General features: G+C 70.4%; 18 protein-coding genes. 2 read left to right on the top strand and 16 right to left on the bottom strand.

Annotation, left to right across the window (positions count from 1 at the left end; genetic code table 11):
• Positions 1–4: 4 nt before the first annotated feature.
• The 8 genes from INQ48_03495 to INQ48_03460 all read right to left on the bottom strand — a co-directional run bounded on the left by INQ48_03495 (position 5) and on the right by INQ48_03460 (position 9,242).
• Complete coding sequence (locus INQ48_03495) at positions 5–793, bottom strand: fumarylacetoacetate hydrolase family protein (protein ID QRF58345.1); 789 nt, start codon at positions 791–793, stop codon at positions 5–7.
• Between the two features lie 112 nt (positions 794–905).
• The gene (locus INQ48_03490; GenBank protein ID QRF58344.1) at positions 906–2,504 is read right to left on the bottom strand and encodes a phospholipase D family protein; all 1,599 of its coding nucleotides are present in this window, start codon (positions 2,502–2,504) and stop codon (positions 906–908) included.
• Between the two features lie 10 nt (positions 2,505–2,514).
• A complete protein-coding gene (locus INQ48_03485; GenBank protein QRF58343.1) occupies positions 2,515–4,104 on the bottom strand; it encodes an RNA polymerase factor sigma-54 in 1,590 nt (529 codons plus the stop codon).
• A gap of 30 nt (positions 4,105–4,134) precedes the next feature.
• Positions 4,135–4,929 (bottom strand): LPS export ABC transporter ATP-binding protein, encoded by a 795-nt coding sequence (gene lptB / locus INQ48_03480; GenBank protein QRF58342.1) that lies wholly within the window; start codon positions 4,927–4,929, stop codon positions 4,135–4,137.
• The gene (gene lptA, locus INQ48_03475) at positions 4,926–5,639 is read right to left on the bottom strand and encodes a lipopolysaccharide transport periplasmic protein LptA (protein QRF58341.1); all 714 of its coding nucleotides are present in this window, start codon (positions 5,637–5,639) and stop codon (positions 4,926–4,928) included. Before lptA ends, lptB begins: the two co-directional genes overlap by 4 nt.
• A 311-nt stretch (positions 5,640–5,950) precedes the next feature.
• On the bottom strand, positions 5,951–6,598 hold the full coding sequence (locus INQ48_03470) for a thiol:disulfide interchange protein DsbA/DsbL (GenBank protein QRF58340.1): 648 nt from the start codon (positions 6,596–6,598) through the stop codon (positions 5,951–5,953).
• A 185-nt stretch (positions 6,599–6,783) separates the two neighbouring features.
• Positions 6,784–7,545, bottom strand: a complete 762-nt coding sequence (locus INQ48_03465; protein ID QRF58339.1) for an SPOR domain-containing protein — start codon at positions 7,543–7,545, stop codon at positions 6,784–6,786.
• Positions 7,546–7,556: 11 nt separating this feature from the next.
• Entirely contained in the window at positions 7,557–9,242 is a 1,686-nt protein-coding gene (locus tag INQ48_03460) for an arginine--tRNA ligase (protein ID QRF58338.1), read from the bottom strand.
• 131 nt (positions 9,243–9,373) lie between these two features.
• Between INQ48_03460 and INQ48_03455 the strand changes: the two genes are divergently transcribed.
• Positions 9,374–9,718: a hypothetical protein gene (locus INQ48_03455; GenBank protein QRF58337.1), complete on the top strand. Its 345-nt coding sequence runs from the start codon at positions 9,374–9,376 to the stop codon at positions 9,716–9,718.
• 59 nt (positions 9,719–9,777) lie between these two features.
• Here INQ48_03455 and INQ48_03450 read toward each other — a convergent pair whose 3' ends face one another.
• The 6 genes from INQ48_03450 to INQ48_03425 form a co-directional block, all read right to left on the bottom strand.
• A complete protein-coding gene (locus INQ48_03450) occupies positions 9,778–11,820 on the bottom strand; it encodes a fused MFS/spermidine synthase (GenBank protein ID QRF58336.1) in 2,043 nt (680 codons plus the stop codon).
• A 4-nt stretch (positions 11,821–11,824) separates the two neighbouring features.
• Entirely contained in the window at positions 11,825–12,280 is a 456-nt protein-coding gene (locus INQ48_03445; protein QRF58335.1) for a DUF2214 family protein, read from the bottom strand.
• A gap of 70 nt (positions 12,281–12,350) precedes the next feature.
• Complete coding sequence (locus INQ48_03440) at positions 12,351–13,277, bottom strand: LysR family transcriptional regulator (protein QRF58334.1); 927 nt, start codon at positions 13,275–13,277, stop codon at positions 12,351–12,353.
• Between the two features lie 64 nt (positions 13,278–13,341).
• Positions 13,342–14,334: a tripartite tricarboxylate transporter substrate binding protein gene (locus INQ48_03435; GenBank protein QRF58333.1), complete on the bottom strand. Its 993-nt coding sequence runs from the start codon at positions 14,332–14,334 to the stop codon at positions 13,342–13,344.
• A 4-nt stretch (positions 14,335–14,338) separates the two neighbouring features.
• Positions 14,339–15,529, bottom strand: coding sequence for a CoA transferase (locus tag INQ48_03430; GenBank protein QRF58332.1), 1,191 nt, complete (start codon positions 15,527–15,529; stop codon positions 14,339–14,341).
• On the bottom strand, positions 15,522–16,457 hold the full coding sequence (locus INQ48_03425; protein QRF58331.1) for a hydroxymethylglutaryl-CoA lyase: 936 nt from the start codon (positions 16,455–16,457) through the stop codon (positions 15,522–15,524). Before INQ48_03425 ends, INQ48_03430 begins: the two co-directional genes overlap by 8 nt.
• Before the next feature lie 120 nt (positions 16,458–16,577).
• Between INQ48_03425 and INQ48_03420 the strand changes: the two genes are divergently transcribed.
• Positions 16,578–17,318: a helix-turn-helix domain-containing protein gene (locus INQ48_03420; GenBank protein QRF58330.1), complete on the top strand. Its 741-nt coding sequence runs from the start codon at positions 16,578–16,580 to the stop codon at positions 17,316–17,318.
• A 152-nt stretch (positions 17,319–17,470) separates the two neighbouring features.
• On the opposite strand, the gene INQ48_03415 is transcribed toward INQ48_03420, so the two are convergent.
• Both INQ48_03415 and INQ48_03410 read right to left on the bottom strand, forming a co-directional pair.
• On the bottom strand, positions 17,471–18,439 hold the full coding sequence (locus tag INQ48_03415; protein QRF58329.1) for a Bug family tripartite tricarboxylate transporter substrate binding protein: 969 nt from the start codon (positions 18,437–18,439) through the stop codon (positions 17,471–17,473).
• Between the two features lie 74 nt (positions 18,440–18,513).
• Positions 18,514–19,569 carry a histidinol-phosphate transaminase gene (locus tag INQ48_03410; protein QRF58328.1) on the bottom strand — a complete coding sequence of 352 codons (1,056 nt, stop codon included), beginning with the start codon at positions 19,567–19,569 and terminating at the stop codon, positions 18,514–18,516.
• Positions 19,570–19,660 lie beyond the last annotated feature (91 nt).

The raw sequence follows: 19,660 nt of genomic DNA, 5'->3' as shown, positions 1-19,660 counted from the left end.
GTCCTCAGGCCTCTTCGGCGACGAAGGGATTGCGCAGGCAGCCGAGGCCCGAGATCTCCACCTCGACGACATCGCCGGCCTCCAGGTGCGGCGACTTGCCGTCGGTGCCCATCCAGATCACGTCGCCCGGGTACAGCGTAAGATGCCGCGTCATCGCGCTGATGAAGGTCGCGATGCCGAACAGCATCTCGCCGGTGCGGAACTGCGTCTTCACCTCGCCGTTGACGCGCACCGTGGTCCGAGCTGCGTCGAGGTCGAAGTCGGTTTCGATCCACGGCCCCATCGGCTTGAAGGTGTCGCTGTTCTTGGCGCGCCAGAAGGTGCGGTCCGAGGCCTGCCAGAGCCGCTCGCTCACGTCGTTGCCGATGGTGTAGCCCAGCACGCACGACAACGCGTCGGCCTCGCTCAGGTGGCGGGCCTTCTGGCCGATCACCACGACCAGCTCGCCTTCGTATTCCACCTGCTTCGCGTTGGACGGAATGACGACGGCCGCCTCGTGCGGAACCAGGGCGTTGACCGCGCGGTAGCCGATGTCGGCCTTGTCGGGGATCGCGAGCGTCTGGCCGCTTTGCTCGGCGTATTCCCTGATGTGGCGCACGTAGTTGAGCCCCGCCGCATAGAAGGTGCGCGGCAGCAGCGGCACCTCGATCCTCACGTCGGCCAAGCGATGCACGGCGCCCGTGAAGTCGTGGCCGCCGAAGGGGCTGCCGTTCACCGCGCGGACGCGGTCGTCCTCCAGCACGCCGTAGCTGCTGGCGGCCGCGCCGGGCGCGGTGTAGTGGATCCATTTCATGCGCGTGCTCCTGTCGGTGGTGTTCGGGCCCCTGCTCGCAGGGGCACCACAGCATGACAGGCCGAGGTTTGCGGAACGGAAACCGACGGTTTGCGAAAACCGCCCAAACCGCCTAGAGCAGGCTCTCCGGCGTCAACGGCGCCAGCAGCTCGAGCATGGTCCGGTCCCAGAAGCCCGAGTCGGGCTCCTCGCTCAGCACCGTGGTCTTGCCGGCCTCCTCGCTGATCCACTCCAGCCGCGAGTCGCTGCCTTCGGCGAAACGCAGCCGGTAAGCGCCCTGCTGCTTGAGCACCTCGAGCAGCTTCAGCGCCTGCTGCGCCATCTCGGGGCTGCGGATGAACAGGCCGATCTCGGTGTTGTGGACCTCGGAGCGCGGGTCGAAATTCATCGAGCCGACGAACAGGATGCGCTGGTCGATCACCGCCGACTTGGCATGCAGCCGGCCGACCGAGGTGCCGAACAGGCCGAGCCGCACGCTGCGACGCGTGCGGTTGGTGCTCAGTTCGTAGAGCTCGGCGCCCAGGCGCAGCATGTCGGGGCGGTAGCGGCGGTAGGCGGTGTGCACCAGCGGCTCGTCGGTGGCGGCGAGCGAGTTGGTCACCACGCTGATCTTCACGTCGCGCCGGCGGATCTCGTTCATCGCCTCGAGCCCCGCGGCGCCCGGGATCAGGTAGGGCGAGACGATGGTCACCTCGCTGCGCGCGCGGCGCATCTGCTCGACCACGTTGTAGCGCACGCTGTCGACATCGAGCAGCGGCACGCCGCCGTACGAGGCGGTCTTGCCGATCACGCGGTCGGGCGAATCGGCATAAGCCTCGGCCGTGGTCCAGATCAGGCCGAGCCGGCCGGCGTCGAGGTCCTCGGCGATCGGGCCGTAGCCCAGCAGGTCGTTGGGCGCGGGCTTCGGCGGCGGCGGCGTGGTGTCGGGGCCGGTGGCGGCCTCGAAGCGGCGCTGCAGTTCGTCGGCAGGCAGCGTGCTCGCCACCACCGATTCGACGGGCCGCACGTAGGGGCTGTTCCAGTACTGGTCGAACAGGCTGCCCAGGCGCGGGATCAGCGCGCCCGTCACGAAGGTGTCGAGGTCGATGAAGTTCTCGCCCGCGGTGCGCCGGAAGTACTGGTTGCCGATGTTGCGCCCGCCCGCCACCGCCATCGCGCCGTCGGCGATGAACAGCTTGTTGTGCATGCGCCGGTTGACGCGGTTGAAGTCGAACAGCGAGGCGCCGAAGCGCGCGAGCAGGCTGCCGCGGCCGGCCGGGAAGGGGTTGAACAGGCGCAGCTCGACATTGGGCGTGGCCGCGAAGCCGCGCAGCAGCTCGTCCTCGCCCGCGGTGTAGAGGTCGTCCATCAGCACGCGCACGCGCACGCCGCGCTGCGCGGCATCGCGCAGGGTGCGCAGCAGGTAGCGGCCGGTCTCGTCGTTCTCGATCTGGTAGTACTGGACGTCGAGCGTGCGCTGGGCGCGGCGCGCGAGCTGGATGCGGGTGTCGAAGGCGAAGTCGCCGCCGGGCATGAGGCGAAAACCGCTGAGGTCGGGGTCGGGCTGCGCGGCCAGCGCGATGCGCCCGAGCGCGGTGTCCTTCGACACGGCGATGGCCTGGGTGGGCGCGCGCGGGGCCTGGTCGGGCAAGCTCGCGCAGCCGGCGGCCAGCAGCGTGGCCGCGATGGCGAACGCCCGAAGCCCACGGCGCGACAGCAGGCGTCGGGCCATCGGCGGCTTTCTAGAGGGCCTTGCGCAGGTTGGCGGGCGCGATGCGCAGCGCCTCGCGGTACTTGGCGACCGTGCGGCGCGCGCACTCGATGCCCTGCTCCTTGAGCATCTCGGAGATCTGGCTGTCCGACAGCGGCTTCTTCACGCTCTCCGAACCGACGAACTGCTTGATCAGCGCGCGCACGGCCGTGCTCGAGGCATTGCCGCCGGTCTCGGTGCCCAGCGCCGAGCCGAAGAAGTACTTGAGCTCGACCGTGCCGAAGGGCGTCGACATGTACTTGGCGGTGGTCACGCGCGAGATGGTGGACTCGTGCAGCCCGAGCTCGTCGGCGATCTCGCGCAGCACCAGCGGGCGCATCGCGAGTTCGCCGTGCACGAAGTAGCTCTTCTGCCGCTCGACGATGGCGTTGCTGACGCGAAGAATGGTGTCGAAGCGCTGCTGGATGTTCTTGATGAACCAGCGCGCTTCCTGCAGCCGCTGCGACAGCGCCTGGCTGCCCTCGCCCTTGTGCGACTTGAGCGCGCCGGCGTAGATGTCGTGCACGCGCAGCCGCGGCATCACCTCGGGGTTGAGCATGACGCGGAACTTCACGTTGGTGCCGCGGCCGGTCTTGGTGACGATCACATCGGGAATGACGATGTTGCGCTCGACGTCGACGAAGCGGCGGCCCGGCTTGGGCTCCAGGCGCGCGATGATCTGCAGCGCCGAGCGCACCAGTTCTTCATTAGTTCGCGTGAGCGTGGCCAGGCGCTTGAAGTCGCGCCGCGCGAGCAGCTCCATCGGCTGCTTGCAGATGGCGAGCGCGGTCTTGCGCACCAGCTCCTCGTCCTCGGTCTCGTCCTCGTCGGCCAGCGCGCGCAGCTGGATCGCGAGGCATTCGCCGAGGTCGCGCGCGCCCACGCCCGCGGGCTCCAGGCTCTGCAGCAGGCCGAGCGCGACCTGGAAGTGATGCACCAGCTCGTCGAACTGGTCGTTGTCGTCGCCCGCGAGGCCCGAGGCCAGCGCCGGCAGCGAATCCTCGAGGTAGCCGTCGTCGTTGAGCGATTCGATCAAGAAGCGCAGCGCGGCGCTGTCGTTCTCGTTGAGCCGCAGGCTCAGCGCCTGGCGGTGCAGGAAGGACTGCAGCGATTCCTGGCTGCGCGCGAGCTCGGTGGCATCGGCGCGCTCGTCGTCGCCGGTGCTGCTGTTGTTGCGCGCGGGCGCGTCGCTGCCCCATTCGCTGTCGTCGGGCGCCATGTCGACGGTGCCGTCGCCTTCCCAGTCGGGCTCGCGCTCGGGCGAGTCGAGGGCCGGCTCGGCCTCGGACGACGAGGTGGTCTCGGTGGACGTGGTCGAGGTCGAGGGCGCGGCGCTCGCGTAGTCGCTCTCGGCCTCGCGCTCGGTGTCCTCGCGCGGCGCGGGCGTGTCGGCGGCGTCGAGGCCGAATTCCTCGCGCGCGGCTTCCTCGGCGGTGCGCTCGAGGAAGGGGTTCTCGTCGAGCATCTGCTCGACCTCCTGGCTCAGTTCGAGCGTGGAGAGCTGCAGCAGCCGGATCGACTGCTGCAGCTGAGGCGTCAGCGCGAGATGCTGCGAAACGCGCAGCGACAAGCCTTGTTTCATGCCCTCAGCAAATGACTGGCGCGAGCTTCATCACATCCGGAAGTGCTCGCCCAGGTAGACCCGGCGCACTTCGGCGTTGTCGACGATCTCCGAGGGCGTGCCCTGTGCCAGCACATGGCCGTCGCTGATGATGAAAGCGTGATCGCAGATGCCCAGCGTCTCGCGCACGTTGTGGTCGGTGATGAGCACGCCGATGCCGCGCTCCTTCAGGAAACTGATGATGCGCTGGATCTCGATCACCGCGATCGGGTCGATGCCGGCGAAGGGTTCGTCGAGCAGGATGAAGCGCGGCTGGGTGGCCAGCGCGCGCGCGATCTCGACGCGGCGGCGTTCGCCGCCCGACAGCGCGAGCGCGGGCGAATCGCGCAGGTGGTCGACGCGCAGGTCGGCCAGCAGCTCCGACAGGCGCTCTTCCATGCGCTGCTTCGACAGCGCCTGCAGCCGGCCGTTGGCATCGGGTTCGCGCTGCAGTTCGAGCACCGCGCGCACGTTCTCCTCGACCGTGAGCTTGCGGAAGATCGAGGCTTCCTGCGGCAGGTAGCTCAGGCCCATGCGCGCGCGGCGGTGGATCGGCATGTGGGCGATCGGCTCGCCGTCGATGGAGATCTCGCCCGCGTCGGCGCGAACCAGCCCGACGATCATGTAGAACGAGGTGGTCTTGCCGGCGCCGTTGGGGCCGAGCAGTCCGACGACTTCGCCCTTCTGCACGTCGAGCGAGACGTCCTTGACCACCTTGCGGCTGCCATAGCTCTTCTGCAGGCCGCGCGCGACGAGGCGGCTGCCCGGCACGCCGTTGGCTTCCTGGGTTCCGGCGGCTTCGATCACTTGCGTTCTTCCGCTTCGCCGCTGAGCGTGGTGCTCGGGCGCAGGCCGGCGCCCGGGGCCGGCGTGGACGTCGGGGCCGCGGGACGGCGCGTGGCCGGGGCCGAGGCACCGGGTGCCGCGGGCGCGGCCGACTTCGGCGTGAGGATGGCCTTGACGCGGCCGCCGCCGCCCGGCGCCGACACGCCGGCGTTCGGCGGCACGGTCGAGCCGTTGACGGTGTAGGTGTCGTTGCCCTGGTCGTAGACGATCAGCGCGCCGCTGCTCTCGTCGTTGGGCGTGGCGCCGACCAGGCGGCGCATGACGGCGCGGCGGATGAACTTGACGTTGTCGGCGCGGCTGTCGTACTCGATGACCTCGGACTCGCCCTCGATCCACTCGTCGCCGTTGCCGTTGCGCTTCTGCTTGTAATAGGCGAGCTTGCCGGGCGCCGCGGTGACCACCCCGTACTGGTAGCCCTCGGGGTCCTGGCGCACGTCGATGCGCGCGCCGCGGATGATGATGGTGCCCTTGGTGACCACCACGTTGCCGGTGAAGACGCTGGTCTGCTTGAGATCGTCGTAGCGCATCGAATCGGATTCGATGTTCATCGGCTTGGTCCGGTCGGCCGTTTCGGCCAGGGCCGTGGCGGCGGAGCCGGCCAGCAGCAGCGCGGCCAGCACGAGGCGACCGGTGCGGCGAAGGGAGGAGGTGGGGTGAGAGTGCGATGTCATAGAGGCACGAAACTTGCTCTGCATTGTATGCGGCCCATCGCGCCAGACCCATGCGCGCGGATGAAAAAGCCCCGGGGTGGCGAACCCGGGTTGCGGCCCCTCGCGGGATGGCCCCGCGTTCCGCCGGATGGCGGCTTGGCCGCCCCGGAACCCTCGACGGGATTCCGGCCTCCCGGCGGCGGAGCGGCTACAAGGTGTGAAGAAACCGTCGCGAGCGCCCCGAGGTTGCGCCGAGGACCGGAGCCGTACTCTGTACGGTGAGGACCGCAGGTGCGAGATCGGGGCGCGCGGCAGGTTTATTCACGCCCTTGTCAACCCTTGCGGGCTTCGCCGATCAGGTAGTTCGTGACCGACAGCGCCTTGTTCATGTTGCCGGCGGTTTCGCCATCCACGTACCAGCGGCCGGCCACGGCCAGCGCCGGCACGCCGGCCACCTTGTAGGCGTCGGTCAGCTGCGAGGCGCGCTTGGCCTTGCTCGCCACGCCGAAGGAGGTGAACAGTTCCTTGAACTTCGCGGCGTCGAGGCCGCTCTTCTCGGCCCAGGCCACGATGTTGGCGTCGCCGTTCACGTTCTGGCGCTGGGCGTGGATCGCGTTGAAGACCTTGGGCTGGTATTCGTCGACCTTGCCCATCGCCTCGAGCGCGTAGTACAGGCGCTGCTTGGCCTCGACGTCGTTGCCCACGAAGGGCACCGGCACGCGGCGCAGCACCACGTCGGCGGGCTTGCTCTTGGCCCAGGCCTCGAGCGCGGGCTCGAAGTCGTTGCAGTGCGGGCAGTTGTACGAGAAGAACTCGATCACCTCGATCTTGCCGGCCGGTGCGTCGACCGGCACGCGCTTGTCGAGCACGAGGTATTCGGTGCCGGCCTTGGGCGCGCGGGCCTGGGCTTGCGCGGGCAGGTGGGCCATCAGGCCGAGCGAGCCAGCGGCGACGGCCAGCGAGAAATCACGACGTTTCATGGGAAAGAGCTCTCCAGTTGGTAGACGGCAGACTGAGCCGGGCCGGTGAAGCGGAGTTCCCGCGCGCGGTGCTCGGGGCTCCGGGAAACCCGGGGGCGGCGCGGACCGCGGCGAAGCTTAAAGAAAAACCATGACCGTTGCCGTGGGGGGCCACCCGGCGGCGCCCTCCCCCGGCCGGACGGCGCTCAGCGCTGGACGCGCACCAGCGCCGAGTCGAGGCCGGCGCCGTCCATCCGTTCCTTGAGGCGGTCGGCGTCGTCCTTCTTGTTGAACGGACCGGCGCGCACGCGGTAGACGGTGCGGCCGGCCTGCTCGCGCTCGGTCACGCGGGCCTCGACGCCCATCAGCGAGAGCTTGGCGCGCTGCGCCTCGGCGTCCTCGGTGGTGCGGAAGGCGCCGGCCTGCACGAAGTACATGAAGGGATCGGCACCGCCGGAGCCGGTGGCGGCCGCGGCATTGCCGCTGCTCGAGGACGGGGCGGCGGCCACCGTGGTGCTGCCGCCGACGCTGCCGGCGCGGGCCCGGGCCAGATCGCCGAGCGGATCGTTCGAGGGCGGCAGCGCATTGGCCTCGGCCGGAACCGGCGCGGGCCGCGCGGGCTTGGGCGCGACCACCACGGGCACCGGCGCCGTGGGCGGCGGGGTGCCGGGCGAGACCGCGGCGGTGGCGGGATTGCTGCCATCGGCCGGCGGCGCGCCGACCGGGCCGGCGGCCGCGGGGCGCGGCTGCTGCGGCTTGCCGGCCAGCGGGGCGTTCGGGTCCCAGTCGCGGTTCTTGCGCGCCTCGGCCTCGTCCTGCTCGGCACCGCCGCGCTGCGTCTTGGTGACGAAGGGGATCGGCACCTTGGTCACGTAGACCGCGATGCCCAGCGCGACGCCCAGGCCGAGCACCAGCCCGATGATCAGGCCGATGACGATGTTGCCGCGTTGTCTGGTTGTCTTCTTCATGGGGAGGGGGTTCACATCTTGCGCGGCGCGGTGACGCCGAGGATCGCGAGGCCATTGTGCAGCACCTGCGCGGTCGCGGCGACCAGCGCCAGGCGCGCCAGCTTCACCGCCTCGTCGTCGACCAGGATGCGCTCGGCGTCGTAGTAGCTGTGGTACGTGGCCGCCAGTTCGCGCAGGTAGAAGGTGACGTCGTGCGGCGCGAAATCCTTGGCCGCGGCGCTCAGCATCTCGGGGTACTTGGCCAGCAGCAGCATCAGCGACTGGGCCGCCGGGCTCTCGAGCGGCGACAGGTCGACGCCCTGCAGCACGGCCGCGTCGCCGCCCCAGGCCGCGAGCACCGAGCAGATGCGCGCATGCGCGTACTGCACGTAGTACACCGGGTTGTCGTTGTTCTGCGCCACGGCCAGGTCGACGTCGAAGGTGTATTCGGTGTCGGGCTTGCGGCTCAGCAGGAAGAAGCGCACGGCGTCGGTGCTGGTCCACTCGATCAGGTCGCGCAGCGTGACGTAGCTGCCGGCGCGCTTGCTGATCTTGACCTCCTCGCCGCCCTTGGTGACGCGCACCATGGTGTGCAGCACGTAGTCGGGGTAGCCCTCGGGAATGCCCTCGCCGGCAGCTTGCAGCCCGGCGCGCACGCGCGCGATCGTGCCGTGGTGGTCGGTGCCCTGGATGTTGATGACCTTGTGGAAGCCGCGCTCCCACTTGGCGATGTGATAGGCGACGTCGGGCACGAAGTAGGTGTACGTGCCGTCCTGCTTCTTCATCACGCGGTCCTTGTCGTCGCCGTAGTCGGTCGACTTGAGCCACAGCGCGCCGTCCTGCTCGTAGGTCTTGCCCGCGGCGACCAGCTGCGCCACCGCGCGCTCGACGCGGCCGCTGGTGTAGAGGCTGGACTCGAGGTAGTACTGGTCGAAGCGCACGCGGAAGGCCTGCAGGTCCAGGTCCTGCTCGCGGCGCAGGTAGGCGACGGCGAACTCGCGGATCGCGTCCAGGTCCTCGATGTCGCCGTTGGCCGTAACCTCGCGGTCCTCCGACTTCACGGTCTTCTTCGCGATGAAGTCGGCCGCGATGTCGGCGATGTAGTCGCCGTTGTAGGCCGGTGCCTTCTCGCCGCTCGGCCATTCGGCGTCGCCGGGCTTGAAGCCGCGCGCGCGCAGCTGCGTGCTGTTGGCCAGGGTCTGGATCTGCACGCCGGCGTCGTTGTAGTAGTACTCGCGCCAGACGCTCTCGCCCTGCGAAGCGCGCAGGTTGCAGATGGCGTCGCCGAGCGCGGCCTGGCGGCCGTGGCCCACGTGCAGCGGGCCGGTGGGATTGGCCGAGACGAACTCGACCAGCACCTTCTCGCCGGTGGCCGGGCGCTGGCCGAAAGCGGCGCCGGCGTCGAGCACCTCGCGCACCACCTGCTGCTTGGCGGCGGTCTTCAGCCGGATGTTGAGGAAGCCGGGACCGGCGATCTCGACCGCCTGCACCCACTGGGCGAAGGCGGGGGTGGCGAGCAGCGCGGCGCTCAGTTCCTCGGCGAGCTCGCGCGGCTTGCGGCCGAGCGGCTTCGCCAGCTGCATGGCGGCATTGCTGGCGAAGTCGCCGTGGGCCGCGACCTTGGGAGACTCGAACGCGGCCTTGAGGCCGGCGCCGGGGGAGAAGGATTCGAGCGTGTTCGCGAGCGCCGCGAGCAGCTCCTGTTTGACCAATAGCATCGCCGAATTTTACCGGGGGCAAACTCGGCCGCAGTTGACGATCGTCATCCGACCGTCCCCCTGGCCCGCTACGATGGTCAACCCCGAGGCGGGGCAGCCACTGTCACAACCCGTTTGCAAGGACACACACCATGAAGAAGCTCCTTTCCCTGGTCGCCTCCACCATCGCGCTCGGCGCCTGCCTTTCATTCGGCGCCGCCCAGGCCCAGGACAAGGCCGCCACCCCGGCCGCTCCCGCCGCGGCAGCCCCCGCCGCAGCCGCCGGCGGCTGCGAAGCCAAGGCCGTCGACAAGAACGGCAAGGCCCTGGCCGGCGCCGCCAAGGCCAGCTCGATCAAGAAGTGCGAGAAGGAAGCCAAGGCCGCCGCCGCTCCCGCCTGCGCCGCCAAGGCGGTCGACAAGAACGGCAAGGCGCTCGCCGGCGCCGCCAAGAACAGCTTCGTCAAGAAGTGCGAAGCGGACGCCGCCAAGGGCTGAGACCCGAACCGCGTCTCTGAGCAACCTTTGCAAACAAAGCCCGCCTCGTGCGGGCTTTGTTACTTGAGCACGCCCAACAGGTTGTTGTAGTCGTCGGTCCAGGGCCGCGCGGTGGGGTCGACCGCGATCGGCTGCGCCGCCGCCGCGATCGGCGCGCGCGCCAGCACCTGCGGATCGCGCGCCACCAGCACCCAGTCGGTGGCGTGCAGCCAGGCCGAATCCTCCGCGTCGTCGCTGACCAGCACCGCATGCAGCCCCTGCGACTGCGCGATGCGGGCCACCACGGGCGCGAGCGCGAGGAAGTGGTTGGTGACGTGGAAGGCCACCACGCCGTCGGGCCGCAGGTGCCGCAGATAGACCTGCATGGCCTGCGCGGTCAGCAGGTGCACCGGCACCGAGTCGCCCGAGAAGGCATCGACCGCCAGCACGTCGAAGCCCTGCGCGCTCTCGCGCTCCAGCGCCAGCCGCGCGTCGCCGAGCACGCGCTCGATCTGCGCGCGGCTGTCGCGCAGGAAGGTGAATTCGCGGTCGGCGATGTCGAACACCTCGGGATTGATCTCGTAGAAGCGGTAGACGTCGCCGGTGCGCCCGTAGGCCGCGAGCGTGCCGGCGCCCAGCCCGATCAGCCCGACGCGGCGCGCGCCGATCGGCAGCGCCTCGATGGCGCGGCCGACGCCCGAGGTGGCGCCGTAATAGGTGGTGGGCTCGCGGCGGCGCTCGGGCGAGAGGAACTGCTCGCCATGCTTGATCGAGCCGTGGACGAACTGGCGCACGTAGTCGGGCGGGTCCTGGCGCCGCACGTCGTAGGTGTGCATCGAGCCGTAGAAATTGCGCCCCAGGGTGCGCAGCCCCTCGTGGTCGCTGCGCACCTGCTCCGCCAGCAGCCAGGCGCAGCAGGCCGCGAGCCCCACGCCGGGCACCCACAGCAGCCAGCGCGCGCGCAGCACCAGCGCGCCGAGCAGCGCCGCCAGCACCAGCCCGATGCCGAGCTCGTAGTAGGCCGGCAGCAGGTACGGCGCGCCCAGCCCGACCGTCACGCCGCCGATGGCGCCGCCCAGCGACAGCATCAGGTAGAAGCGCGTGAGGTGCGCGGGAGCGGGCCGCAGCCGCGCGGTCTCGCCGTGCAGGAACATGCACAGCACGAACAGGCCCGCCACGTGGATCGTCAGCGCGGTGTGGATCTTGAGCCCGGCGCCGTCCTGCAGCTGGTAGGCGCACAGCGCCAGCATCGCGGCCGCGAGCGGCACGAACAGGCCGCGCCGGTACCAGCGGTCGCTCTCGAAGCACAGCACGAAGCTCAGCAGGTAGAGCGACAGCGGCAGCACCCACAGGAAGGGCACGGCCGCGATGTTCTGCGTGATGTGGTTGGTGACGGCCAGCAGCAGCCAGGAGCCGAGCGCGGGCAGCGCGAGCCACAGCAGTTGGTCGATGCGGCGCGGCGCCGCGCCGGGCGCATCGGTGGACGCATCGGCAATCTCGGCGGCGGCCGGCAGGTCGTGGCTCCAGCGGCGCGCCATGTATAGCGTGGTGCCCGCGCAGAGCACGACGAAGCCCGCGTAGCCCCACGACCAGCCGATGGCCTGCTGCATCAGCGTGCTGCGCGGCTCGATCAGCACCGGGTAGCTCAGCAGCGAGAGCAGCGATGCGAGGTTCGACAACGAGAAGTAGCGGTACACGCGCGCGCCCCAGGGCGTGCGCGACACCCACGACTGCACCAGCGGCCCGGTGGTCGAGAGCAGGAAATACGGCAGGCCGATGGTGCCCACCAGCAGGCCCAGGATGCGCCAGGCCGGATCCTCGGCGCCGGCCGGCTTCCACTGCGCGCCAGCCACGATCGGCAGAAACGCCAGGCTCGCGAGCAGCAGCGCCACATGCAGCAGCGCCTGCGCGCGCATGCGCAGGTGGCGCGAGATCCAGTCCGAATAGGCATAGCCCGCGAGCAGCGCGACCTGGAAGAACACCATGCAGATCGACCACACGGCGGCCGAGCCGCCGAACCACGGCAGGATCTGCTTGGCGATCAGCGGCTGGACGAGGAAGAGGAGGAAGGCGCTGCCGAAGATCGTGCCGGCAAACAGGAACTGGATGCCGGCGTTCGCCATGCGACTACTTGCTGCCGAAGCCGCGCGCGAAGAACACCGCGGCCAGCGGGATCACGGCGATCAGGTGGGCCTGGATCATCACCAGCTTGCGCGTCTTCTTCACCTCGGCCTCCGACGGCAGCGTGCCGCTGGCGCGCAGCGCCTTGCGCCAGCGCAGGTAGTTCAGGGTCGGGAAGATCGACAGCACGCCGACCACGATGAACAGGCCCAGCTTCAGGTGCAGCAGCGGGTTGGTCCAGTACCAGGCCGTGCCCTTCACGCCCCAGAGGGTGCGCGCGATGCCGGTCAGCAGCACGGCCACGGCGGCGATGCCGTAGACCATGTCGACGCGCGCGAGCCGCTCGACCACCGCGGCATTGAGCCACTCGACGCGGCACAGCGCCGCCTCGCTGGCGATGAAGACGACCATCGTGAGGATGGCCAGCAGATGCAGGTAGGCGAGGATGGCTTCGAGGGTCATCGTGGCGTTCTCTTCGTCGGGGCGCGTGGGGTTTGCAAATGCAAACAGATTGTGCAGCCGCGCGCCCGGCTCAGGTCCGTCCACCCCAGAATTCGGGCCGCCCGTATTGGTCTTTGAGGAAATCAAGCCACAGTCGCACGCGCAGCGGCAGGTGCTTGGCGCCCGCGAACACCGCGTAGATGCCGTTGGGCGGCGCCGCGAACTCGTCGAGCAGCGGCACCAGCAGACCGGCGTCGATCTCGGCCTCGACCTCCCAGGTGCTGCGCCAGGCGATGCCGTGGCCGGCCAGGCACCAGTCGTGCAGCACCTGGCCGTCGGAGCAGTCGAGCGGGCCGCTGGGCCGCAGGTGGATCAGCTCGTGGCCGCCCTGGTCGTCGGGAATGCGGAAGGCCCAGCCGCGCGTCTGCGAGGCATCGCTGGTGAGCGCGAGGCAGGCGAAGCGCGACAGCTCGTTCGGATGGCGCGGCGCGCCATGGCGCAGCACGAACTCGGGCGTGGCCACGCAGCGGCGCCGGTTGTCGGCCAGCCGCACGCTGACCAGCGAGGAATCGGGCAGATCGCCCACGCGCACCGCGCAGTCGAAGCTCTCGCCGGCCACGTCGACCACGCGGTCGCTGAGGTTCAGCGAGATCGTCACCTCGGGATGCAGCGCATGGAAGCGCGGCACCAGCGGCGCGACGTGGCGGCGGCCGAAGCCCGCGGGCGCGGTCACGCGCAGGTGGCCGCTGGCCTTGACGCCGCCCGCGCTCACGCTGGCCTCGGCATTGGCGAACTCCACCAGCAGGCGCTGGCAGTCCTCGAGGAAGGCGCTGCCCTCGTGCGTGAGCGTGATGCGCCGCGTGGTGCGAACCAAAAGCTTCACGCCCAGCCGCTCCTCGAGCGCATCGAGCCGGCGGCCCATGATCGCGGGCGCCACGCCCTCGGCCTTGGCGGCCGCGGTGAGGCTGCCGCGCGTGGCGACCGAGACGAAGGATTCGAGCTGCTTCAGGCGGTCCATGGCGCCCGAACTATATAGAGGCGGCGGGAAGCCCGGCGCCGCGCGGGCTCATCCCGGGGACCGGCTATTCGGGCTGCACCCCGGCCTCGCGCACCGCCGCGCCCCAGCGCGCATGCTCGGCGCGCACGTACTGCGCCGCCTGCTCGGGGCTGCCGCCCACCGGCATGCTGCCCTCGGCCTGCAGCTGCGCGATGGTCGCGGGCTTGGCCAGCGCCTTGTCGATCGCGGCGTTGAGCTTCTTCACGATCTCGCTCGGCGTGCCCGCGGGCACCACCACCGCCTTCCAGTCGACCGCCTCGAAGCCCTTGTAGGTCTCGGCCACGGTGGGGATGTCGGGCATCACCGGCAGCCGTTTGGCCGAGGTCACGGCCAGCGCGCGCAGCTTGCCGGCCTTGACCATCGACAGCGCGCCCTGCGGCGTCGCGAACATGCAGTCGGTCTGGCCGCCGAGCAGGTCGGTGATGGCCGGCGCCGCGCCCTTGTAGGGCACGTTGAGCACCTTGAAGCCCACGCGCTTGGCGAGCACCTCGCCGGCCATGTGGCCCAGGGTGCCGGTGCCCGCGAGCGCCTGCTTGATCTCGCCGGGCCTGGCCTTGGCCGCGGCGACGAAGTCGGCCAGCGAGCGGTAGGGCGAATCGGCGCGCACCACCAGCACCACGGGCTGCGCGGCGACGACCGAGACCGGCACCACGTCCTTCAGCGCGTCGTAGGGCATCTTCGGGAACAGCGTCGGGTTGATCGCGAGGTTCGCGGTCTGGCCCATGCCGATGGTGTAGCCGTCGGGCCTGGCCTTGGCCACCACGTCGATGCCGATGTTGCCGTTGCCGCCCGCGCGGTTGTCGACGATGAAGCTCCACTTCGTGTCCTCGGCGAGCTTCTGCGCGACCAGCCGCGAAACGATGTCGGTGGCGCCGCCGGGCGTGTAGGGCACGACCAGGCGCACCGGCTTGTCGGGCCAGGCGGTGTCGGCATGGGCCGGCCAGGCGCTGAGCGCCAGGGCGCAGGCGAACGCGGTCGCGGCGCCGGCCAGCAGGCCGCGCCGTGGGATGGATGTCATGGGATCAGTCTCCTGTGGTGATGTGGCGGCGCCGGAGCGTCTCGATCGCTGCGTCGTCGTAGCCGGCTTCGCGCAGCAGCTCGACGGTGTGTTCGCCCAGGCGCGGCGGCTGCAGGCGGATGCCGGGCCGCACGCCGTCGAGGGTGAACGGTGCCAGCGGCACCTTGGCCATGTGGCCGTCGTTCATGCGCACCGGCGCGAGGCCGCCGGTGGCGTTGAGGTGCGGGTCGTCGAACAGCGCCTGCGGCTTGGTGATGGGCGCGAACGGCAGCTCGTTCTTCTCGAACACCGCGGCGAGCTCGGCCGCGCTGCGCCCGGCGAGGTGCGAGCGCAGGATCGGCATCATCCATTCGCGCGCCAGCACGCGGTCGTTGTTGGTCTTCAGGCGCGGATCGGCCGCCAGTTCCTCGAGGCCGAAGGCCTGGCAGAACACGGCCCACTGCTTGTCGCTGACGGCCGCGAGGAAGATCTGCTCGCCGTCCTTGACCGTGAACACGTCGTACACCGCCCAGGCCGAGATGCGGCTGGGCATCGGGTCGGCCGGCTTGCCGGTGGCGGCGAACTGCATCATGTGCTGCGCCACCAGGAACACGTTGTTCTCGAACAGCGCCGACTGCACCTCGCAGCCCTTGCCCGTGAGCTCGCGCTGGCGCAGCGCGGCCATCGCGCCGATGGCGCCGAACATGCCGCCCATGATGTCGTTGACGCTGGTGCCCGCGCGCAGCGGATCGCCCGAGCGGCCGGTCATGTAGGCCAGGCCGCCCATCATCTGCACCACCTCGTCGAGCGCGGTGCGGTGGTCGTAGGGGCCGGGCAGGAAGCCCTTGTGGCTCACGTAGATCAGACCCGGGTGCAGGGTCTTGAGCGTGTCGTAGTCCAGGCCCAGCTTCTTCATCGTGCCGGGCTTGAAGTTCTCGCTCACGATGTCGGCCGTGGCGATCAGCCGCAGCGCGGCCTCGATGCCCTCGGGCTGCTTGAGGTCGAGCGCGATGCTCTTCTTGTTGCGGTTGAAGGTCGGGAAAAAGCCGGCGCCCGAGCCGAGCAGGCGGCGCGTGTTGTCGCCCTCGACCGGCTCGACCTTGATGACCTCGGCGCCGAGGTCGGCCAGGATCAGGCCGCAGGTCGGCCCCATCACCATGTGGGTGAACTCGACCACGCGCACGCCGGCGTAGGGCAGCGGATTGGTGTCAGCCATGTGCGGTGTTCTCCTGGGCGAAGCCCTTGGGCAGGCCGGCCTCGGGCGTCATGCCGTAGACCGGTTCGCCGGGCAAGCCGGCCATGAGCGGCGCGCGCGCCGCGATGAGTTTCTCGATGTCGATGCCGGTGCGCACGCCCATGGCCTCGAACATGAAGACCAGGTCCTCGGTGACCGCGTTGCCCGAGGCGCCGGGCGCATAGGGGCAGCCGCCGAGGCCGCCGAGCGAGGCGTCGAAGGTGCGCACGCCCTCGTCCCAGGCCGCGAGGCAGTTGGCGATGCCGAGGCCGCGCGTGTTGTGCATGTGGGCCGCGCCGGCATGGGCGCCGAGCTCGGCGCGCAGCCGCTTGAACAGCCGCCGCACCTGGGCGGGATTGGCATAGCCCACGGTGTCCGACAGGCCCGACTCGTCGGCGCCGGCCTCGATGCACTGGGCCGCGAGGCGGATCACGTCGTCCTCGGGCACCAGGCCCTGCAGGGTGCAGCCGAAGGCGGTGGAGATGCTGGCCTCGAGCTTCACCTGGGGCGCGATCGCGCGCCGCAGCTCGGCGATGGCACGCACCTCCTCGACCATCTCGGTGGGCGTCTTGCGCACGTTGGCCAGCGAGTGCGCCACGCTGGCCGACACCGGCATGGTGAGCTTGTGCACGCCGGCCTCGAGCGCGGCCTGCGCGCCCTTGCGGTTGGGCACCAGCGCCATCACGACGAGGCCGGGCAAGGTGATCGCATGGCGCACCACCTCGGCCGCGTCGGCCATCTGGGGCAGCAGCTTCGCGGGCACGAAGGAGGCGACCTCGATCTCGCGCACGCCGGCGGCGTGCAGCGCATCGATCCAGCGCAATTTGTCGGCCGTGGGCATGGTGGCCGCGACCGATTGGAGGCCGTCGCGCGGACCGACCTCGCTGATGAGCACATCTGGGGTTGTCATCGGAAATTTGACGGTTCTATTTGAAGGCTCTATTTGACAGTTCTATCTGACAGAACTATATTTTGCAGAACAGAATTAGACGCCGCCCCCGGCATCGCTGTCAAGCCACAGGCCCCGCCCATGCCCCGCAAAGCCCAGACCGAATCGATGTCCGACCGCGATGCCGCGCCCGGTGGCGCGGCCGCGGTCGACCGTGCCTTGAGTCTGCTCGGCGCCTTCCGCCCCGGCGACGAGGCGCTGTCGCTCGCGCAGTTCGCCGAGCGCACGCAGCTCTACAAGAGCACGGTGCTGCGCCTCCTGGCCTCGCTCGAGCACGCACGGCTGATCCGCCGCCAGGACGACGGCCGCTACGCGCTCGGTTCGGAGATCGCGCGGCTGCACGGGCTCTACGCGGCCGCGCAGTCGCTCGACCGCATCGTGCTGCCGGTGCTGCGCGCGCTGGTCGCGGCCACCGGCGAGAGCGCGGCCTACCACGTGCGGCAGCCGCAGGGCACGGGCTGGGTGCGGCTGTGCCAGTTCCGCGTCGATTCGCCGCAGGTGGTGCGCGACCACGTGCGCGCCGGCGACCTGCTGCCCAACGACCGCGGCGCGGGCGCGCGCGTGCTGATCGCCTGGGGGCCCGAGGCCGAGCTGCCGCGCGCCGCGGCCGAGCGCCGGCGCTACGAGGAGATCCGCGCGCAGGGCTTCTGCGCGCTGGTGGGCGACCGCAGCGCCGAGCTCGCGGGCATCTCGGCGCCGGTGTTCCATGGCGACGGCCGCCTGGCCGCGGCGGTCACCTTGACCATGCCCGCGCACCGCTACGACGCGCGCCACGCCGAGGCGGTGCGCGCGGCGGCGCGCGAGCTGACCGGGCTGGTTTAGGAAAGCGGGATCGGACAGCCGAACGCAGAGGTCGCGAAGATTTCGCAGAAGTCGCGAAAGGAACAGCCAAAAAATGGTTTTCCTTCTGCGACCTCTGCGTAGTTTTTGTCTTCCTTCTGCGTTCGGCTGTCCGGCTGTTCGGCTGTTCGGCTTCAGCCCTCGGCCTTGAAGCCCGAGTTCTTGATCGGCAGCTCCCACATCTTCAGGTGCGCCGCCTGCGTGGCGGCGAGTTCGGCCGGGCCGGCGTGCGTGGGCACCAGGCCCAGCGCGTAGATGCGTTCCTGCACGTCGGGCGCGCGCAGCGACTCGGCCACGGCGCGGTCGAGGCGCTGCACCGTCTCGGCCGGCAGGCCCGCCGGGCCGTAGAGGCCGAAGAAGGCATTGGCCGTGACGTCGATGCCGGCCTCCTTGAGCGTGGGCACCTCGGGCAGCGAGCGGTTGCGCTGCGCGCCGGTCATCGCGAGGATGCGCACCTTGCCCGCGCGGTGGTGCTCGATGGTCTCCGAGGCCGTGTCGACCATCAGCGGCACCTGGCCGCCGATCAGGTCCTGCGCGGCCGGCGCGCCGCCGCGGTAGGCCACGTGCGTCATCGGCACGCCCGAGGCCTGCGCCAGCAGTTGGCCCGCGAAGTGCGGCACGGTGCCCGCGCCCGAGGTCGCGTAGTTGGCCTTGGTGGGGTTGGCCTTCATCCAGGCCAGCACGGCCTTCAGGTCGCCGGCCGGCGCGCCGGGGCCGGCCGTGACCGCGAAGTCGAAGGTGCCCGCGAGCGCGACCGGCGTGAAGTCCTTGACCGGGTCGTAGCCGAGGCTCGGGTAGAGCCACGGATGGATCACCAGCGCGCCGCTCGGCGAGAACACCAGCGTGTTGCCGTCGGGCGCCGAGCGCTTGACCTCGGCGAGCGCGAGCCGGCCGGCCGCGCCGGGCTTGTTGTCGATGATGACGTTCTGGTTGAGCGTCACGCGCATCTTGTCGGCCAGCAGGCGCGCGACCACGTCGGCCGAGCCACCGGGCGGGAAGCCCACCAGGATGCGCAGGGTGCGCTCCTGCGCGAAGGACCGCGGCGCGATGGCGGCGGCGGTGGCGAATGCAGCGGCCTGCGCTGCGAACTGACGGCGTTTCATGGGGGTCTGTCTCCTCGGGGGTGGATGGTCTGTCGCGTTGTTGTCGTGTCGTCGTCCCTGGATTTCTTCGTTCTTCAGCGCAAGGCGGCCAGCAGCGCGCGGTTCTGCTCGGGCAGGCCGACCGAGACGCGCAGCCATTCGCCCAGGCCGTAGTTGCCCAGCAGCGAGACCTCGATGCCCGCGGCCAGCAGGCGCGCATGCACCGCGGCGCTGTCGCCCACCTTCACCGCCAGGAAGTTGCCCGACGAGGGCAGGTGCGCGAGGCCGAGTTCGTCGAAGCCCGCGGCGAGCTGCGCGCGCCCGGCGGTGTTGAGTTCGTAGCTGCGCGCGAGGAAGTCCGCGTCGCCCAGCGCGGCCGTGGCCGCGGCCAGCGCCGGCGTCGTGACGTTGAAGCGCGGGCGCTGCGCGTTCATGCGCGCGGCCAGCGCGGGCTGCGCCACGCCGTAGCCGATGCGCAGGCCCGCGAGGCCGAAGGCCTTGGAGAAGGTGCGCGCCACGATCAGGTTCGGCAGCCGCCGCACCCAGCCGATGCTGTCGTAGCGCTGCGCGGGCGCGAGGTACTCGGTGTAGGCCTCGTCGAGCAGCACCGTCACGTGCGCCGGCACCGACTGCAGGAAGGCCTCGAGCGGCGCGGCCTCGATGAAGCTGCCGGTGGGGTTGTTGGGGTTGGCGACGAAGACCAGTTGCGTGTCCTCGCCGATCGCCGCGCGCATCGCGTCGAGGTCGTGGCCGAAGTCGCGCGCCGGCACCACGGTGGCGCGCGCATGGGCGTGCGCCGTGGCCTGGGCGTAGACCACGAAGCCGTACTGCGAATAGACCACGCTCTCGCCCGGCTTCAGGCTGACCTGCGCGGCCAGCTCGAGGATCTCGCTCGAGCCGCTGCCCAGCACCAGCCATTCGGGCGGCACGTCCAGGCGCGCGGCCAGCGCCTGCTTGAGCGCGCTGCCGTTGCTGTCGGGGTAGGTGCCGGCGCCCGCGAGCGCGTCGGCGGCCGCGCGGCGCGCCGATTCGGGCATGCCGAGCGGGTTTTCGTTGGAGGCCAGGAGGATCTTCGGGGCGGTCATGTCGTCGGTACAGAAGGCGGATTTATTTAAGAAGTTAAATTTATCCGGCCGGCCCCGCGTGGCCATCGGGGCCTACCCTTCCCGCGGTGGCGGGCGGGTGAACGCATTGCAGGCCGCGGGTGAACGCAATGGCGGTGAGCGGCGCCGATTACATTCA

The sequence above is a fragment of the Variovorax paradoxus genome, from assembly GCA_016806145.1.
Lineage (GTDB): Bacteria > Pseudomonadota > Gammaproteobacteria > Burkholderiales > Burkholderiaceae_C > Variovorax.
The sequence above is the reverse complement of the archived record's forward strand: the minus strand, read 5'-3'. Positions and strand labels throughout refer to the sequence as shown.

Excerpts from the sequence above, each read along its gene's own strand:
- INQ48_03445 (QRF58335.1), bottom strand. The coding sequence starts at position 12,280 with ATGACCCTCGAAGCCATCCTCGCCTACCTGCATCTGCTGGCCATCCTC.
- INQ48_03420 (QRF58330.1), top strand. The coding sequence starts at position 16,578 with ATGCCCCGCAAAGCCCAGACCGAATCGATGTCCGACCGCGATGCCGCG.
- INQ48_03410 (QRF58328.1), bottom strand. The coding sequence starts at position 19,569 with ATGGCCACGCGGGGCCGGCCGGATAAATTTAACTTCTTAAATAAATCC.
- lptA (QRF58341.1), bottom strand. The coding sequence starts at position 5,639 with ATGACATCGCACTCTCACCCCACCTCCTCCCTTCGCCGCACCGGTCGC.
- INQ48_03470 (QRF58340.1), bottom strand. The coding sequence starts at position 6,598 with ATGAAACGTCGTGATTTCTCGCTGGCCGTCGCCGCTGGCTCGCTCGGC.
- INQ48_03455 (QRF58337.1), top strand. The coding sequence starts at position 9,374 with ATGAAGAAGCTCCTTTCCCTGGTCGCCTCCACCATCGCGCTCGGCGCC.
- INQ48_03435 (QRF58333.1), bottom strand. The coding sequence starts at position 14,334 with ATGACATCCATCCCACGGCGCGGCCTGCTGGCCGGCGCCGCGACCGCG.
- INQ48_03495 (QRF58345.1), bottom strand. The coding sequence starts at position 793 with ATGAAATGGATCCACTACACCGCGCCCGGCGCGGCCGCCAGCAGCTAC.
- INQ48_03465 (QRF58339.1), bottom strand. The coding sequence starts at position 7,545 with ATGAAGAAGACAACCAGACAACGCGGCAACATCGTCATCGGCCTGATC.
- INQ48_03460 (QRF58338.1), bottom strand. The coding sequence starts at position 9,242 with ATGCTATTGGTCAAACAGGAGCTGCTCGCGGCGCTCGCGAACACGCTC.
- INQ48_03490 (QRF58344.1), bottom strand. The coding sequence starts at position 2,504 with ATGGCCCGACGCCTGCTGTCGCGCCGTGGGCTTCGGGCGTTCGCCATC.
- INQ48_03485 (QRF58343.1), bottom strand. The coding sequence starts at position 4,104 with ATGAAACAAGGCTTGTCGCTGCGCGTTTCGCAGCATCTCGCGCTGACG.
- INQ48_03440 (QRF58334.1), bottom strand. The coding sequence starts at position 13,277 with ATGGACCGCCTGAAGCAGCTCGAATCCTTCGTCTCGGTCGCCACGCGC.
- INQ48_03425 (QRF58331.1), bottom strand. The coding sequence starts at position 16,457 with ATGACAACCCCAGATGTGCTCATCAGCGAGGTCGGTCCGCGCGACGGC.
- INQ48_03415 (QRF58329.1), bottom strand. The coding sequence starts at position 18,439 with ATGAAACGCCGTCAGTTCGCAGCGCAGGCCGCTGCATTCGCCACCGCC.
- INQ48_03450 (QRF58336.1), bottom strand. The coding sequence starts at position 11,820 with ATGGCGAACGCCGGCATCCAGTTCCTGTTTGCCGGCACGATCTTCGGC.
- INQ48_03430 (QRF58332.1), bottom strand. The coding sequence starts at position 15,529 with ATGGCTGACACCAATCCGCTGCCCTACGCCGGCGTGCGCGTGGTCGAG.